Origin of the sequence: Culturomica sp., assembly GCF_003524185.1 — a bacterium.
Classification (GTDB): Bacteria; Bacteroidota; Bacteroidia; order Bacteroidales; family Marinifilaceae; genus Culturomica; species Culturomica massiliensis.
Genome location: NZ_DOED01000006.1, coordinates 144,349 through 160,013 on the forward strand (window position 1 = coordinate 144,349; position 15,665 = coordinate 160,013).

A 15,665-nucleotide genomic window follows, 5' to 3' on the forward strand; every position below is an offset into this window, starting at 1 on the left:
AGAACTCAAAACACACAACATGGCAGTCTCGATAAATAATGTCTCTAAATATTACGGCAGGCAAAAAGCCCTCAACAACATCAGCTTCACGCTCAATAGCGGTGAAATATGCGGCTTTCTGGGACCTAACGGAGCCGGAAAATCAACCCTGATGAAAATCATTACCGGTTATCTGGACGAGTACGAGGGAGACATTATCGTCAATGGAAAAAACCTCCGGCAATATCCGCTGGAAGTGAAAGCGGCCACCGGTTATTTACCGGAGCATAATCCGCTCTACCCGGATATGTATATCACCGAATACCTATTGCACGTTACCCGCCTGTATCATACCCCCAACGCCATGCAACGGGTAAACGAAATTATGGAAATGACAGGACTGCTTCCGGAGAAAAACAAAAAAATAGGGCAACTCTCGAAAGGCTACCGGCAACGGACCGGTTTGGCCCAGGCACTTATCCACGAGCCGGATTTATTGATTCTCGACGAGCCGATGACAGGACTCGACCCCAATCAACTGGAAGAAATACGGGATTTGATCATCCGGATCGGAAAAAACAAAACCGTTTTGCTTTCCACTCACATTATGCAGGAGGTAGAAGCCATTTGCGACCGCATTCTGGTCATCGATAAAGGCAACCTTATCGCCGATAAGCCGAAAAGTGTATTTCATCATACCGGCTCCGGGGGTATGGTGTTAAAAGTCAGCTTCGCACCCGGTAACCCGACTGACTGGCTATCAGAAATAAAAGGGATTTCCCAAATAAAACGGGACGGAAATGATTCATTTCGTTTGCTTTCACTCCCCGGGCACGATCCCCGCATTGCTTTATTTGAAGCCGCCGCCGGCCACCATTGTCCGATCATCGAACTAAGAGAAGAATCCAACCTGGAAAATGTCTTCAAAGAATTAACCGGAAAAAACAACTCACTTCACACGTAAATTCATTCCTGCTCTGATCGTATCGATTTTAAAATCGAAAACACTCCGCATTTCTCCGGCCATACAGAATCCGCACCGGTCACAAACGCCGGCTGTTTTTCCGGTACACTCCGCAAGACGGGTACCGTCGGGCAAAATAAAATTAGTCACCCAACATTGTTTCCTGAATTTATTGTGCGCCATCAAGCGCAATCCGGAAACAGAATTCATAATCGGATAACCGGCTTTTTTCATCCGGATAAGCTCATTAACCACTTCCCCACGGACTCCCCAATTGACAAAAAGTTCCTCCGTTCCCGGAAAAGGAGTATGAAAATTAAAAGAAATCGATTTTATATGCGGATTATCCCTGACAAATTCGATCGTTTCCACAACGGAAGGATGATTCAGCCGGTTGACGACCATATTCACGCTTACGGCAGAATGTCCGCATTCCGCAATATTTTTTACCAGACGCTCAAACGTGCCTTTTCCCCGTATTTCATCATGATACTTCCCCAACCCGTCCAGACTCACCCAGATCGAATCCGCTTCACATCCCTTGAAAGGCAATTGCGCATTCGTCGTTACAGTCGTTGAAAAAAAGCCGATTTGCTTCGCCAGACGTATCAGGTCATTGATATTCTTTTCTCCATCTTCCCAAAGCATAGGCTCTCCACCTTCAAAATCGACAAAGCGGGAACCCAAACCATAGGCATATTCCAATTCTTCACGAATCTGCTCATAGGTTTTGATCTTCGGGTTTTCTTTGCGGTATATATTACAATGCCGACACGCCAGATTACACTTTTCAGAAATAAAAAGAACCGTTTGTAAAGGCTGCTTTCTCCCGAAAAACTTTGCCTTAAAAAACCAGGAAAAAAGATATAATAATCGCCCCATACCGCTAAATTTTAATCACAACCGAATCAAACCAATCACAATAATAATCAAACAAAAGAAAGAAAGCAAATTACGTGCCAGGTACCAACGAATCATAAACCACCCGATACCTGCACCTTCGATACGTTGCCAATCCGTCATCGGTCCCATCCAAAATGCCGGTTGAAATGTCTTTTTCGGATAACGGATATACTCAACCATCAGATAAAACAAACCTCCTGCCATCGGTAAAGTCAACAATACGATATAATACAGCGGAACAAGATAACCGGCCCACACACCATATACAACGATCCCGAAAGGAACAAACAACATGAGTCCCAAAACCACAAGCATCGCCTGTCTATTATTGAGTAATACCGCCAGTGTCATCTTTCCCACCTTTTTATCCGGCTCGAAATCCATAATAGAATGCGTATACAGGATATTAGCGACCAACATACCCACAGGAATTGAAATAAACCATACAGAAGCATCCAGGTGTCCGCAAGCGGCATAATAAACCCCGGTCATCAACAAAGGCCCGAACATAAAACCGACTTGCAATTCGCCGAATCCCCGGTAACTCAACCGGACAGGATCACCGGAATAAGAAACTCCCAACAAAGCTGTAATCAAGGCGATATATAATATCGTTTCCCCTCTTTTTAAAAAAATGATCCCTCCGATGACAAATGCAACTCCTCCGAAAACCAGGCAGGCATACAGCAACTGCCGCATGGTTACAGCCCCGGAAGTGATATAAGAGCATTTGGCAATCCTGGAGCGGATCCCCTCTCCGGCCAGTTTATCCCGGAACTCACTTCCCTTCTTCCGGTAATCGAAATAATCGTCGAACAAATTCATTCCCAAATGCCCGACAGCACACCCGAATACAGCCAGAATAGCGTATGTCCAGGCAAATCCCTCCTGGCCCAATGCCATACATACCGCCAATATTGCCGGCAGCATACTCTGCGGCAAAGAATTCCAACGTGCATTGCGACACCAAAAAAGTATAATATTTCTTTTTTTCATAAGTTCATTATAACTGTTTATCGTTATTTTACAACAGTCAGAAAATACATTATCCGGCCGAAGTTTCACACCCCACGGATGAATGTCCGCCCTACCTGTTGAATATAGAATAATTAAATGTCGTCAGTCAAAATTCGTATATCTATTCCGCTGTTAATTGCGGCAAAATTCCCATCAACCGGCTTCCGGAAGGCAAAGGCATTCCCACCCGCACAATTTTACCCTGTGGGTCCAGAAGAACGGCATACGGCAGTCTTTGAGCCCGGTAGTAATCCAATATAAAAGGAGAATTCTCAAGATACCATTGTATCCCTGCCGGCTGTTCTTCCGCCAGCCAGGATTCCCACTGTCCCCGGTCTGTATCACAAGATACAGCGACAAATTGTATATTTTTAGTTTTAAAACGGACACTTAATTCTTTCAAGTAAGCCAGTTCCCTTGCAGAAAAATCACAATCCGTTTTCCAAAACAAAAGATAAGTATATTTCCCCGTCAGAGCATCCGGCTGTATTCTCACAGAATCCCGACTGCCCGCATACATCGCGGGCGCTGCTTTTCCCGGCTGTATTCTTTCCCACATCGCACACAAATGCCTGAAACCTGACCGCAAAGCCTCATCTTTTACACGCTTATTATAAAACGGCATAAGCCGGTTTAAACTATCGATACCGGCTTTTTCAACGTAGCCCGTAATCATACGATCGACAACAAACTCTGTAACGGCCGGATGATGCAACGCCGTATCTACAAATTGCAATGCCCGCTTCAAACGCTCAAATGTATCCGCTCCGGCTGAAATTCCCTGTACCTCTATCCACCCCGACAATGCTTCCCGGTAGATCGTAAAATCCAACCACTTTTCATCTTCCGTTATCAGATTTCTCACATAATCTTTGTAAAAACCGGAAGGCTCATACCCTTCTGCATGTTGCCCGGGATAAGTTCCCAGAGAAGCAAAAACGGTATACTTCAGCTTTTCCTTTGCAAAAGATACAAAGTCCGGAGGCAATGCCAGCGAATCAAGAATACGTATTCCTTCTTTCAACTCCGCTTCCCGCTCCGCAATAAAAACTTTTTCATCCTGCCGGTAATCGGTTTTAATAGCCGTAGAAAAAATATCTCCGTTCAGTACCTCGTTTTCCAAAGCACCGTCTCCTGTAAATTCTGCACCTAAAGCAGAAGGAGTCAAATTAACATAAACATCAAAACTTTTTTTCGGTTGAACATACAACAACAAACGGTATTTTCCGCATTCCAGCATTCCGTCCTGCGGCTTATCCAGACCTTCCGGATAAAAAGAAACAAAACCCAACGAATCGGGTATCAGTTCAAATGACTCCCCTCCCACCGTCAAAACAGGATGCATTCCTTCGGTAATTCCGTCCAATTGAAAATTTATTACCGTATTCCTCGTCTCTCCACACGCTCCCATCAGTATTCCTCCGAATAAAGAAATACAACACCACTTAACAATATAACAAAACCTTCTGTTCATCCGATCGGTCTTTATTTTACAGACAAACAAGAAAGAGAGGAAACAGGCGTATCCTCTCTTTTCTGTTTTCAGAATATGAATCATTCAAAGGCGTTCCCCTTGGATTTACTTACATTCACAACCTTTCAAAGGTATTTTCTCTACCCTCCGTTGATGCCGCCCTCCTTCGAATTCCGTCGTCAGAAAACGGTCCACAACTTCCCGGGCTTCTTCATAAGCGATAAAACGAGCCGGCAAACCGCATACATTTGCATCATTGTGTAACCGCGCCAACCAGGCAATCTCAACATTCCAGCATAAAGCACAACGGATTCCCTGGTGCTTATTGGCTGTCATCGAAACTCCGTTACCACTTCCACAAAGTACAATGCCTTTATCGTACTCTCCTTTTTCTATAGCTACGGACAAAGGATGAACAGTATCCGGATAATCCATACTTTCCGGAGAATATGTACCGAAATCCTTCACCTCATAACCATTTCCCCGAAGATATTCCACGAGTCTCTCTTTATATTCAAAACCCGCGTGATCAGAAGCTATCGCAATTTTCATACTGATAAAATATTATAATATTTAATATCCCCGGACAATTTCACATTTTATCATGCCCGGTATTGCAAAGTTAAAGGATTATCTTTTACGAATGCAAAAAAAACGGGTATTCTTACAAATACCCGTCCAAAAAATTTATTGCATCAAAGTATCAACTTATACCCCTTACCGTGTACATTGATAATTTCCACAGAAGGATCTTTTTTCAAATGCTTACGCAGTTTAGTGATATACACATCCATACTTCTGGCGTTGAAATAGTTGTCGTCAGCCCAGATGTTTTTCAATGCATAATTTCTTTCCAGTACTTTATTGACATTCTGACACAAAAGCTTCAGCAATTCCGACTCTTTCGTCGTCAGTTTTTGTTCTTCTTCCCCATCAAACAAAGTCTGTTTTTTAGAATTGAATGTCAATTTACCGATCTTGAATATTTCTTGCTCATCTTCCGGTTTCAAACCTGTAGAACGACGCAATACAGCCTCGATCCTCAGCAGCAATTCTTCCATGCTGAACGGTTTACTCATATAATCATCGGCACCGATTTTGAAACCTTCCAATACATCTTCCTTCATATTCTTAGCCGTCAGGAAAATAATCGGAATTTCGCTGTTAATTTGTCTGACATCTTTTGCCAATGTGAAACCGTCACGTTTCGGCATCATCACATCGAATATGCATAAATCAAAAGGCTGATTCAAAAAAGCATCGTAAGCGGCATCGCCGTCCTCACACAAAATTGTGTCAAACCCCTTTGCTCTCAAATATTCTTTCAACAGCATTCCCAGGTTTGTATCATCTTCGGCTAATAAAATTTTAATTTTCTCATCCATAGCTATGTAGTTTTAAATAATTTCTTGAAAAATATACGCTTTTAAAAAAATAAAGTTCTCTTTACTTTTTGTTTTTTCGACGTCAAGGGCAAAATAATGTCAAAGCGACTTCCTTTATCCAATGCACTCTCGACTTCAATCCGTCCTCCGTGTGCGTCCACAATCTTTTTCACATAAGACAATCCTAATCCGAAACCTTTTACATCATGCAAATTACCGGTAGATACCCGATAAAACCGCTCGAAAATAAGCTTCTGTTCCTTCGCTGCAATTCCTATGCCATTATCTATCACGCTGATAATAATTTCATCGCCCTTATTCCGGGTATATACACTGATCTCCGGCGTCTTGGCACAATACTTGATTGCATTGTCCAGCAAATTCGAAAACACATTGGTAATATGCACATCGTCAGCCACCACCTCATCCCTATCGGCATCCAGATGTCCGAATAACTGTCCTCCCTTATCCTCCACACGCAAACTGAATTTCATTAATAAATTTTCAATAACTTCATTCAAATTTACGTTTTTCAACTTCAGTTTCATCCGCGTTTCCGTAAACAAGGCCGTTTGTAACACTTTTTCAACCTGATACGTCAGACGCTTACTCTCATCCCGGATGATACCGGCAATATGATCGATAGACTCCGGTGTTTGTTGCACCGCCCCGTCCTTCATCATTTGCGCAGCTAAAGATATCGTTGCGATGGGAGTTTTAAACTCATGAGTCATGTTATTGATAAAATCATTCTTTATGGCCGACAACTTTTTCTGCCGGATGATAACGGCGATACAAAAAATAAAACACAACACCAGCAACAAGGTAATGATCAAACTCGGTAACAGCAGAAAAACAGAAGACATCACATCCTGTAAATGTTCCGGAAAAATAAGATATAAACTTGCCTGGCTCTTATTACCGCCGAAAAACATCTGCTTGTTAAATACGTAATCCGAATGCCGGTTGAAAAAATGCTGCGACATAACGATAAAATGATCGCCTTCTTTCACGGCAAACTCAAACTGCGATTTTATGCCGTTATTCTTCAAGCGTTCCCGAAGCATACTTTGCAGGTTAAGCCCTTTTATCCGTTCTTCTACCGAACGCTCGGGCTCCGTCCACTTTTTCTTCAATACCAATACGTAATCCGTACCCAAACGATCTTTTACAACCTGCCTGTATTTTTGCAAAGAAGTAATTAATCCTGAATTCTTCTGTTTCAGGAATTCATTTTCGTTGTCGTTTTCATTCTCATTGTCCAGCAGATTCAAAGCAGGACTGACCACCATATCCACCTGGTCTTTCAATGGCTCTTCGTGTTCTCCGTCCACATAAACGGATTTATTCCCAACCTCTGTTTCCTGCAACTTTTCCGTCCCCTTTTTAATCTCATTCAAATTGTCTCTTTCTTCAATACAAGCAACCACCTCATCCAAAGAACGGTTCACGGCATAATCGAACTGCGCTTTCTTTAACTTAAAAGCCGTTTGAAAATACCGGGCCTGCATAATAATCAACCCTACCAATGCCAATCCGAGCACCACCCCTAAAACAATAATCTGCTTTTTTTTCATACCCACCTTAATTTTTTAATTTCAATCCACACCTGTTGAACAAATCCACATGTCATTTTCATACCCTTTCCATCAAAACAAAGTCGGTTGCCAATCCGTTCTTCGCATGTCTTTCCCCAAATGTTTAAAGGCCAGCTCGGTCACTTCTCTTCCCCGGGGAGTACGTTTCAGAAAACCCTCTTTGATCAGGAACGGTTCATAGACTTCCTCCAGTGTTCCCGGATCCTCTCCCACGGCTGTCGCAATGGTCGTCAAACCGACAGGACCGCCTTTAAATTTTTCAATAATTGTCAATAGTATCTTATTGTCCATTTCATCGAGACCGTATTTATCGATATTCAAAGCCTCCAATGCGTAACGGGTAATATCCCTGTCAATCGCCCCGCTACCTTTTACCATAGCAAAATCCCTTACCCGCCTTAACAACGCATTGGCAATACGTGGCGTACCTCTGCTCCGGGAAGCGATCTCCATGGCAGCCTGGCTGGTAATCCCGATATTGAGAATGGCGGCGGACCGGGTAATGATCCCTGCCAATACCTCCGTATCGTAATACTCCAAATGAAAATTTATACCGAAACGGGCCCTCAAAGGTGCTGTCAGCAACCCACTCCTGGTCGTTGCCCCGACCAAGGTAAAAGGATTGATCTGTATCTGCACGGAGCGGGCAGCCGGTCCTTTATCGATCATAATATCAATACGGTAATCTTCCATAGCCGAATACAGATACTCCTCCACAATCGGACTCAACCGATGAATTTCATCTATAAAAAGAACATCATTTTCTTCCAGATTCGTCAATAGGCCGGCTAAATCTCCGGGTTTATCCAATACCGGCCCGGAAGTAATCTTTATTCCAACTCCCAACTCATTGGCAATAATAGCGGATAAGGTAGTCTTCCCCAACCCCGGAGGACCATGCAGGATAACATGATCCAAAGCCTCTTCCCGCATTTTGGCTGCACTTACAAATATCCGCAGGTTTTCTACGATCTTTTGTTGTCCTTGAAAATCTCCGAAATTCAACGGACGCAGCGCACGCTCAAATTCCCTATCCGTCTCTTTTACAGTATTGTCTCTTATATTAAATTCACCCATAACCCTTTACATCTGACATCAAAAATATAAAAACAATAGCTCAACTCAAAGTGTTAAAATCGAAAAGTGTTAAAAGAGTAGTAAATTATAAAGAAGATTAACATTTGAAGTTAGATTTTAAAAAAAGCTTCTATATCCGCCTCCAGTTTCCGGATCGGCAAATAGGCTCCATATTTCAGATTCCGCTTCAATTCAATGTCGACATGATTCCGGTCACGATACAAGGCCGCTATCGCCTCCCGGGTACGATGACCGTCCTTCGCCCGTTTCAATAAAGCTTTACACACCTCCTTGCACAAACAACTGATCATGTCGTACATATTATGTCCCCGCAAAAACAAATACGCCGTATCGGGATGCAAACCCAACCTTTCTAATTTCTGCCGGATAAACTCCAAATCGGCATTCGGGTAGGTATGCTGAAAATAATTGACCCGTTTTTGCACCTTTCGCTGTAATTCCTCCAATACCCGTCTGGCATTATCACGCAAAGATTGTGCAGGCTTGCATATATTCGGATTGAGATAGCGGTTAAACTCGTATTTGGAAAAACGGGCCGGATCGGCACCCATAAAATAAAGATGCCAGATAAAAAGAGGATAAAGAATCCGCGAATAGTCTTTCAAAAATTTACGAAAATCAAAGATATAATTCGGGATATGCGTAACCCGTCCGCAAACTTCGTCCAGTCCCTCCGCAAAACAATGGTGATTCTCGAAAGAATAAGTATAAGTCTGCAAAACAAAATGAGCAACGTCCATCTCCTTCTCCTGCATCAAATAACGATAATCACTATCGATGCAAATGAAAAAATCCGGACTCAAATAATTGAAATATTTCAGGCATTGTGTCACACCGCTTGTTTCATGCCCAAATTCATTCCTGGACCCCGCAATAAAATGGAAACGATCGTTGGGCCGGAAATGCTTCAACACCGTACTCCAGAAAACAATATCGTCCTTATTTTCGACATGTACGGCAGCCCTGCAACGAAACATTTTGGCATCCAAGGCAAAACGTCTGGCTGCACTCGCAAAGTACAAATCTCTATCATTATCCGCACGCACACCGAACATACTCGAACGTTTAAATTGTAGATTGACGATTTTAGATCTTAGATTAAAAAAATCTGATAACGAATCAGGTTGCCAGACAATCTAAAATTTACAATTTATATAAACATTAAAATCAGAGGTACAAACTTTTAGGCTAAAATTCATCCAGGCACATACACAATCTATTCCCCAAAACTTATACCTACAAATAATTTCTCAACTTCTATTTCTTTACTAAATCTTCGACAAAAAACAACTTATCTCCCCAGCCGTCCCCGAATAAACTGGGCGAATGAGTCGAAGTTATAATCTGACAATTGGGATTCAACCCCCGGATTTCTTCAAACAAACGGTATTGCCATTCGATATGCAAAGATATTTCCGGTTCGTCCATCAATAAAATGTAAGGTTGCTCCTCCATCAAAAACACCCGCAACAAGATAATCAGAAGCTGTTTTTCTCCCGAAGACAGCTTATAAAGAGGAATCGTCTCTCCATGATCGATAAATATCAAATGATTGGTATGCGGATCTATTTCTATGGTTTTTTCCGTTTTGGCAAATAAACGATTCACCGTATCATAAAACATCCGTATCCGCTCGTTTATACAAGTGGCCTGTTCCGGAAAATTCGTCGCTTTCAGCCGATAATCGGAAAAAGAAGGAGAATCTCCCCCGATATTATAAACAATATCGTGCAATTCGTTATAAAGCTGGCTGTATTCTTTACCGGCTTTCGGCTTATCCTTCATCGGTACATCGAATGTACTGATTTTCAAATACCGGACACCCTCCAAAGCTTTCTTCAATTCTCCGGACGGAGTTTTGGGAGTATATTCAATCGTAAAATCGTTTATCCAGGCATTCACACTAACATCATACGCCTTCAGACGCTTTACGTCCGCTGTAAATATGGCGTCGATAATATTGAACAAAGTTGTTTTACCACTACCATTTATACCGATAAGTATATTTACGTCGGGATTCAGATCCTTCCAGCAGAAATCAATCTTCTTCCAAAGATTAAAAATCTCTATCCCATGAATAAGGTTCGTTTCCATAATCTACACTTTCTACAAAGATATAAAACTAAACAGGAATAATGAATGACAAAAAATATAATTTTGCACTGTTTTACTATTTTGAATTTTCATTATGAGAGGACTTGCAACAATCGGCCTGCTGATTTTATCCAACATATTTATGACCTTTGCCTGGTATGGCCATCTGAAACTACAAGAAGCTAAAATAAGTACCCACTGGCCACTTATCGGCGTCATCCTCTTTTCATGGGGGATTGCTTTTTTTGAATACTGCGCCCAGGTTCCTGCCAATCGTTTAGGATTCGAAGGTAACGGCGGCCCTTTCAACCTGATGCAATTAAAAATCATCCAGGAAGTCATTACCCTGGTGATATTCATTCTGTTCTCCTTGATCTGTTTCAAAGGAGTCAGCTTCCAATGGAATCATGCTGCCGCCTGCGTATGTCTGATTCTGGCCGTTTATTTCGTATTCATGAAATAAACCGACAAAATAAGCGGTGCGGGGAATTAAGCGTCAACATACCTTGGAGTAAGGCAACGTAAACCAAAACTCGGAACCGGCTCCAGGAGAAGAAATAACACCGATTTTTCCTCCCAGCTTACATATTATCGTTTCACAAATGGAAAGTCCTAATCCCGTCCCCTGAGCAAAGGAATTCAATTTAACGAAACGCCCGAAAATTTCCTGCTGCTTTGCCTGATCTATACCGATCCCCGTATCTTTAACATAAAAATAAAGGTATTGCGGGTCTGCATCCAGGCGATATCCCAGGCGGATACTTCCTGATTCTGTAAACTTGATGGCATTCGTCAGAAAATTAATCAAAACCTGTGACAACCGTTTTTCATCCGTCCGGATCACACAACCGGGAATAGATTCCTCAAACAAGAGGGAAACCTTATCCGATTTCAAACGCAAACGGACCACTTCCAGCAAATCGGACAAAACGGTATTTACCTCTACACTACGTTCAAAAAAATCCAATGTACCGGCTTCTATTTTCGAAAGATCGAGAATATCATCGATCAATTGCAGCAGCAGTTTATTGTTCGTTTCTATGATATGAGTATACTCCCGGTTTTCAGGTGTATTGCAGGACTGTAATAATATTTCGGAAAAACCGACAATCGCATTCAAGGGGGTACGGATTTCATGACTCATATTCGCTAAAAATGCCGATTTCAACCGGTTCGATTCTTCGGCTTTCTCCTTAGCATCCCGAAGCTCCTGTTCCATACGCTTTCTTCCTTCGATCTCATGCATCGCTCCGGTTACGATTTTCGGAAGCCCTCTTTCATCCCATTCCATTACGATAGCATATGTTTCGACCCATATCGGTTCATGTGCACAAGGTAATACAATCCGGTACTCTGACAGGATAGCCTCCGTCTTCCCATCAAGCAACTGTTCGGTAATCCTTTTTATCCGTTCCCGGTCCTCCGGATGAACCATATTGTAACAAATGTTTCCGTCGATGACCCTATCTTTGTATTGCTGTAAATCTTCCCGCTCCGCATATCCCATATTCACATAAATTTTCTGAGTTTGTATATCCCATTCCCAAGGGATCAGGTGTGTCGCTCTCAATACAAACTCATATTTCTTGTTCAATCGCTCCAATTGCTTACGCTTCTGTTCCACTTCGGTCAAATCAATAGTAGAACTCGTAATCCAACGGCGTCTGTTCTTATAGGAAACGACCACTTTATTCATCAGGAAGAAATGTTCCCTCCCGTCCGCAAATTGGGCATGATGTACGGCAGAATAAGTACCTTCACGAATAACGATATCGTCTAATTCTCTGAAAAGCTTCATAACTTCACCGCCCAAAGCCGCATTTTCATTCTTTCCGATCAAAATATCCGCAGACACGCCGAACATATCTTCCAGACTCTTATTCCACAAAACGTATTTCCGGCCGTTGTCCAAATCTTTAATACTAACCGGAATCGGCAGATTATTTAAAATAGAATTCAGAAAAAAACGGTCTTTTTTACTCTTTTTATCAAAATACAATTTTACACCTACAATTCCCAATAACAACAAAACGACAGCCCAAACAACATACCAATACCTGTGATAAAAAGAGGGAGGAACATTGTAATAAACAGCCCCGTCCGGATATAAATCCGGATCTATCCCATACCATTGTAAGGCCAGATAATTCAAGTATGTCTGTGCCTCTCCGCCGGCCTGACAGGGTATGTCGGAAGCCTTTTTGCCGGCTAAAATCGCTTTAAGCTCCCGGAGAAAGGTCGTTGTGAAATCATGTACCGAAATAAAATGCCCCCCTGCAAAATACCCCTTTTGCAGATCCATATCCGTCAAAGTAAACACAGGAGTATTCGTAAATCCGAATATCGATTTCCAGACATTGTTTTCGAGGTAAGCCGAAGTTTCCTCTACCGACCGTAAAAACCAACTATAATAAATGACCCCTACATTTTTATCGTATTCAGTCAATATACTCAATAAACGATCTGTACTCAAATCTTGTGTACACAACTGTTCGACTTTCAAATCAGGGTAATTCTCCCGCATAATCCGTTCAAAATCCGACCGGGTCAAGGTACTGACATAACGGTTATCGGAAATCAAAGCCACCTTGCTCATATTCGGGATGATACGACGCATCACCTCTATCGTTTCCCGGATGTAAAAAGGCTGCCACAAAACCGTAATATTATAGTCCCGGTTAAAATCCTCCAACAATATCGTATTTTCCGGTGTTAAGGTCTCCTGTGCCAGTAAAACCGATATGGATGCAGGCATCCGTTCCCTGACAAAACACAGGATCACCGGCACATCTTTCCATTCCGAATCGAATAAAGGAGCACATATCATCCAGGCAGGGTCACCGATAAATACAACAGCATCGGGCTTTTCCGGATATTTCTTTAAAATATCCCGCCGCAACAGCTCCACATCGGCCTCTTTTTTCAAACGAGGCAATACCAATTCATAAGTTTCAAAAACGATACTATCCCGGTCTGAAATTTGACGATAAATCATTTTCAAAAACAAATCACTCCAATTCTCATTAAACGTTATGGAATTAAATACAATGACCTGATTCTTTTGATCCGTAGCAGAAACAGAACCTCCTGCCAACCATCCGATTAGGATAATCAGGCCTACACATTTTCTCATGACCTACTTTTTCAAAACTTCTGCAAAGATAGGAAGAATCTCAAAAATAAAATCGACAGACTTAAATTATATCATTGTGCCATAAACTTTTCCTTATCAAAAGAGAATACCGGAAAAATACCGAATCACACAAAAATTTTTACCTTTGTGATAAACGGAATTTTAAACAAAATTTCCGATCCTTAAAGGGAATGCATCATGCGACTTGCAGAACTAAAATACAAAACGAGATTATTTCTACGTACCGGCCGAGCAATTGTCAGAATATCCGCTACAGTCATTTCATTCATAGCCTCTTTCTGTACCTTGTGCCTGCTGATTTACGAAATCGGTTTTCAGGAAGACCCTGAAACAAAATATTACATTCTGGAAACCTATAAAATACTTCTACGGATATTTTTTTATACAGCTTTGGGAAGAATCCTGTCCGACATAAAAGGCTTCAGACGGGAAAAAGCGTTTTGGCTGGATTCTATTATCCTCGCCTTCATTTTATTAACTGTCATTCTGGATTCAAGGCCGGCAGCCCATTTAAGTGCTTTCATGCATCATGCGATTACGATCATGACTTACATACTCTTATCCGTCGTCAGCCTTATCCAGCTATCGAAACAAATAGTGACCACTCTGCAACGCAACCTGAAACCGGAAATGATGTTTGCTTACAGTTTCCTTTTTATTATATTGACAGGTACGTTCCTACTGCTATTACCCAATGCCCACCATGGACATCTGCAATTTATAGATGCACTTTTCACCTCTACCAGTGCGGTATGCGTTACCGGACTTACCGTTGTGGAAACGTCCTCCACGTTCACATTCACCGGACTGATTATCCTGGCAACCCTTATTCAAATAGGAGGTATCGGTGTCATGACATTTACCAGTTTTTTCGCCATGTCATTTTTTTGTCAGGTATCCTTCCGGGATCAGCTTAGCCTGAAAAACATCCTGAATGAAAACTCTTTAAGTGACATTTTCCGTACCTTATTCTACATTTTACTGACCACCTTCATCATTGAAACCATAGGAGCCTATCTTATTTACGATCAGATCCGGTCCGTTCCCGCTACAGAAATTCCGGATAAGCTGTTCTTTGCTGTCTTTCATTCGGTATCGGGATTTTGCAATGCCGGATTTTCGACGCTACCGGGAAACCTCTACGATCCGACCGTACGACACCTATATGGATTACAATGCTGGATAGCTCTCCTGGTCATTCTCGGCGGTATCGGCTTTCCGATCCTATTCAATTTCGGGAGACTTTTCAATTACCATTTCCGGAATGCCGTCAACCGAATAAAAAGAAATCCCTCCACCTATAACCGCCAATTACATATCATCAGTCTGACAACACGTATTGTCATCCCGATGACCCTGATTCTGGTGATTGGGGGCACCTGTCTTTTCCTGGGTCTGGAATACAACAATACGTTGAAAGACCTGCCTTTTTCCGGTAAACTGGCCATTTCTTTTATGAGTGCGGTAACGCCCCGTACGGCGGGATTCAGCAGCATAGACATGGCCAGCCTTTTACCTCCGACAATCTTCGTCACTATGCTTCTGATGTGGATCGGAGCCTCTCCGATGTCAACCGGTGGCGGTATTAAAACAACAACATTCACCATTGCCATTAAAAATATTTTCAGCGTTATCCGGAATAAAAACAACGTTGAAATAGCCCGCCGTCAGATTCCGTCTGAAAATGTAAGACGGGCACATGCTATCATCCTATTGTCTGTACTTTGGATCGGAATCGCAACCTTGCTTCTGTTACTCACAGAAAATCACGTGTCCGTTACAGAAGCTACATTCGAAGTCATTTCTGCCATCAGTACGGTCGGATTGACACTGGGACTGACGCCCGAATTAAGCATTGCAGGTAAAATTATTATCAGCCTCACGATGTTTGTCGGCAGAGTCGGACTCATTACCTTACTCACGGGTATCGCAAGGCAACAACTTTCACAGCCCTACCGTTATCCCGAAGAAAGAGTCATTCTTTAACTTATAACTAAAA

The 15,665-nt window shown here is 42.2% G+C and carries 13 protein-coding genes; 3 read left to right on the top strand and 10 right to left on the bottom strand.

What is annotated here, in order from left to right:
* Positions 1-19 precede the first annotated feature (19 nt).
* Positions 20-943, top strand: a complete 924-nt coding sequence (locus DD657_RS02080) for an ATP-binding cassette domain-containing protein (RefSeq protein ID WP_287048292.1) — start codon at positions 20-22, stop codon at positions 941-943.
* On the opposite strand, the gene DD657_RS02085 is transcribed toward DD657_RS02080, so the two are convergent.
* From DD657_RS02085 to DD657_RS02125, 9 genes are all read right to left on the bottom strand, one after another.
* On the bottom strand, positions 929-1,825 hold the full coding sequence (locus tag DD657_RS02085) for a radical SAM protein (protein ID WP_021989410.1): 897 nt from the start codon (positions 1,823-1,825) through the stop codon (positions 929-931). The genes DD657_RS02080 and DD657_RS02085 overlap by 15 nt on opposite strands.
* A gap of 15 nt (positions 1,826-1,840) precedes the next feature.
* The gene (locus DD657_RS02090) at positions 1,841-2,842 is read right to left on the bottom strand and encodes a prenyltransferase (protein WP_287048294.1); all 1,002 of its coding nucleotides are present in this window, start codon (positions 2,840-2,842) and stop codon (positions 1,841-1,843) included.
* 142 nt (positions 2,843-2,984) lie between these two features.
* Entirely contained in the window at positions 2,985-4,337 is a 1,353-nt protein-coding gene (locus tag DD657_RS02095) for a TlpA family protein disulfide reductase (protein ID WP_287048296.1), read from the bottom strand.
* 105 nt (positions 4,338-4,442) lie between these two features.
* Positions 4,443-4,889, bottom strand: a complete 447-nt coding sequence (gene rpiB, locus DD657_RS02100; protein ID WP_021989413.1) for a ribose 5-phosphate isomerase B — start codon at positions 4,887-4,889, stop codon at positions 4,443-4,445.
* Between the two features lie 143 nt (positions 4,890-5,032).
* The gene (gene rprY, locus DD657_RS02105) at positions 5,033-5,722 is read right to left on the bottom strand and encodes a response regulator transcription factor RprY (protein ID WP_021989414.1); all 690 of its coding nucleotides are present in this window, start codon (positions 5,720-5,722) and stop codon (positions 5,033-5,035) included.
* A 41-nt stretch (positions 5,723-5,763) separates the two neighbouring features.
* Positions 5,764-7,299 carry a sensor histidine kinase gene (locus DD657_RS02110; RefSeq protein WP_021989415.1) on the bottom strand — a complete coding sequence of 512 codons (1,536 nt, stop codon included), beginning with the start codon at positions 7,297-7,299 and terminating at the stop codon, positions 5,764-5,766.
* Positions 7,300-7,371: 72 nt separating this feature from the next.
* The gene (gene ruvB / locus DD657_RS02115; protein WP_021989416.1) at positions 7,372-8,397 is read right to left on the bottom strand and encodes a Holliday junction branch migration DNA helicase RuvB; all 1,026 of its coding nucleotides are present in this window, start codon (positions 8,395-8,397) and stop codon (positions 7,372-7,374) included.
* Between the two features lie 110 nt (positions 8,398-8,507).
* Positions 8,508-9,473 (bottom strand): DUF4435 domain-containing protein, encoded by a 966-nt coding sequence (locus DD657_RS02120; RefSeq protein ID WP_068691194.1) that lies wholly within the window; start codon positions 9,471-9,473, stop codon positions 8,508-8,510.
* A 202-nt stretch (positions 9,474-9,675) separates the two neighbouring features.
* On the bottom strand, positions 9,676-10,512 hold the full coding sequence (locus tag DD657_RS02125; protein ID WP_021989418.1) for an AAA family ATPase: 837 nt from the start codon (positions 10,510-10,512) through the stop codon (positions 9,676-9,678).
* A 94-nt stretch (positions 10,513-10,606) separates the two neighbouring features.
* Between DD657_RS02125 and DD657_RS02130 the strand changes: the two genes are divergently transcribed.
* A complete protein-coding gene (locus tag DD657_RS02130; protein ID WP_021989419.1) occupies positions 10,607-10,975 on the top strand; it encodes a DMT family protein in 369 nt (122 codons plus the stop codon).
* A gap of 33 nt (positions 10,976-11,008) precedes the next feature.
* On the opposite strand, the gene DD657_RS02135 is transcribed toward DD657_RS02130, so the two are convergent.
* Entirely contained in the window at positions 11,009-13,645 is a 2,637-nt protein-coding gene (locus DD657_RS02135; RefSeq protein WP_068691196.1) for a PAS domain-containing protein, read from the bottom strand.
* A gap of 198 nt (positions 13,646-13,843) precedes the next feature.
* Between DD657_RS02135 and DD657_RS02140 the strand changes: the two genes are divergently transcribed.
* The gene (locus tag DD657_RS02140) at positions 13,844-15,652 is read left to right on the top strand and encodes a TrkH family potassium uptake protein (protein WP_021989421.1); all 1,809 of its coding nucleotides are present in this window, start codon (positions 13,844-13,846) and stop codon (positions 15,650-15,652) included.
* Positions 15,653-15,665 lie beyond the last annotated feature (13 nt).

Coding starts and splice junctions, on each gene's coding strand:
- DD657_RS02080 (WP_287048292.1), top strand. CDS start 20: ATGGCAGTCTCGATAAATAATGTCTCTAAATATTACGGCAGGCAAAAA.
- DD657_RS02085 (WP_021989410.1), bottom strand. CDS start 1,825: ATGGGGCGATTATTATATCTTTTTTCCTGGTTTTTTAAGGCAAAGTTT.
- DD657_RS02135 (WP_068691196.1), bottom strand. CDS start 13,645: ATGAGAAAATGTGTAGGCCTGATTATCCTAATCGGATGGTTGGCAGGA.
- rprY (WP_021989414.1), bottom strand. CDS start 5,722: ATGGATGAGAAAATTAAAATTTTATTAGCCGAAGATGATACAAACCTG.
- DD657_RS02140 (WP_021989421.1), top strand. CDS start 13,844: ATGCGACTTGCAGAACTAAAATACAAAACGAGATTATTTCTACGTACC.
- DD657_RS02130 (WP_021989419.1), top strand. CDS start 10,607: ATGAGAGGACTTGCAACAATCGGCCTGCTGATTTTATCCAACATATTT.
- ruvB (WP_021989416.1), bottom strand. CDS start 8,397: ATGGGTGAATTTAATATAAGAGACAATACTGTAAAAGAGACGGATAGG.
- DD657_RS02120 (WP_068691194.1), bottom strand. CDS start 9,473: ATGTTCGGTGTGCGTGCGGATAATGATAGAGATTTGTACTTTGCGAGT.
- DD657_RS02125 (WP_021989418.1), bottom strand. CDS start 10,512: ATGGAAACGAACCTTATTCATGGGATAGAGATTTTTAATCTTTGGAAG.
- rpiB (WP_021989413.1), bottom strand. CDS start 4,889: ATGAAAATTGCGATAGCTTCTGATCACGCGGGTTTTGAATATAAAGAG.
- DD657_RS02090 (WP_287048294.1), bottom strand. CDS start 2,842: ATGAAAAAAAGAAATATTATACTTTTTTGGTGTCGCAATGCACGTTGG.
- DD657_RS02110 (WP_021989415.1), bottom strand. CDS start 7,299: ATGAAAAAAAAGCAGATTATTGTTTTAGGGGTGGTGCTCGGATTGGCA.
- DD657_RS02095 (WP_287048296.1), bottom strand. CDS start 4,337: ATGAACAGAAGGTTTTGTTATATTGTTAAGTGGTGTTGTATTTCTTTA.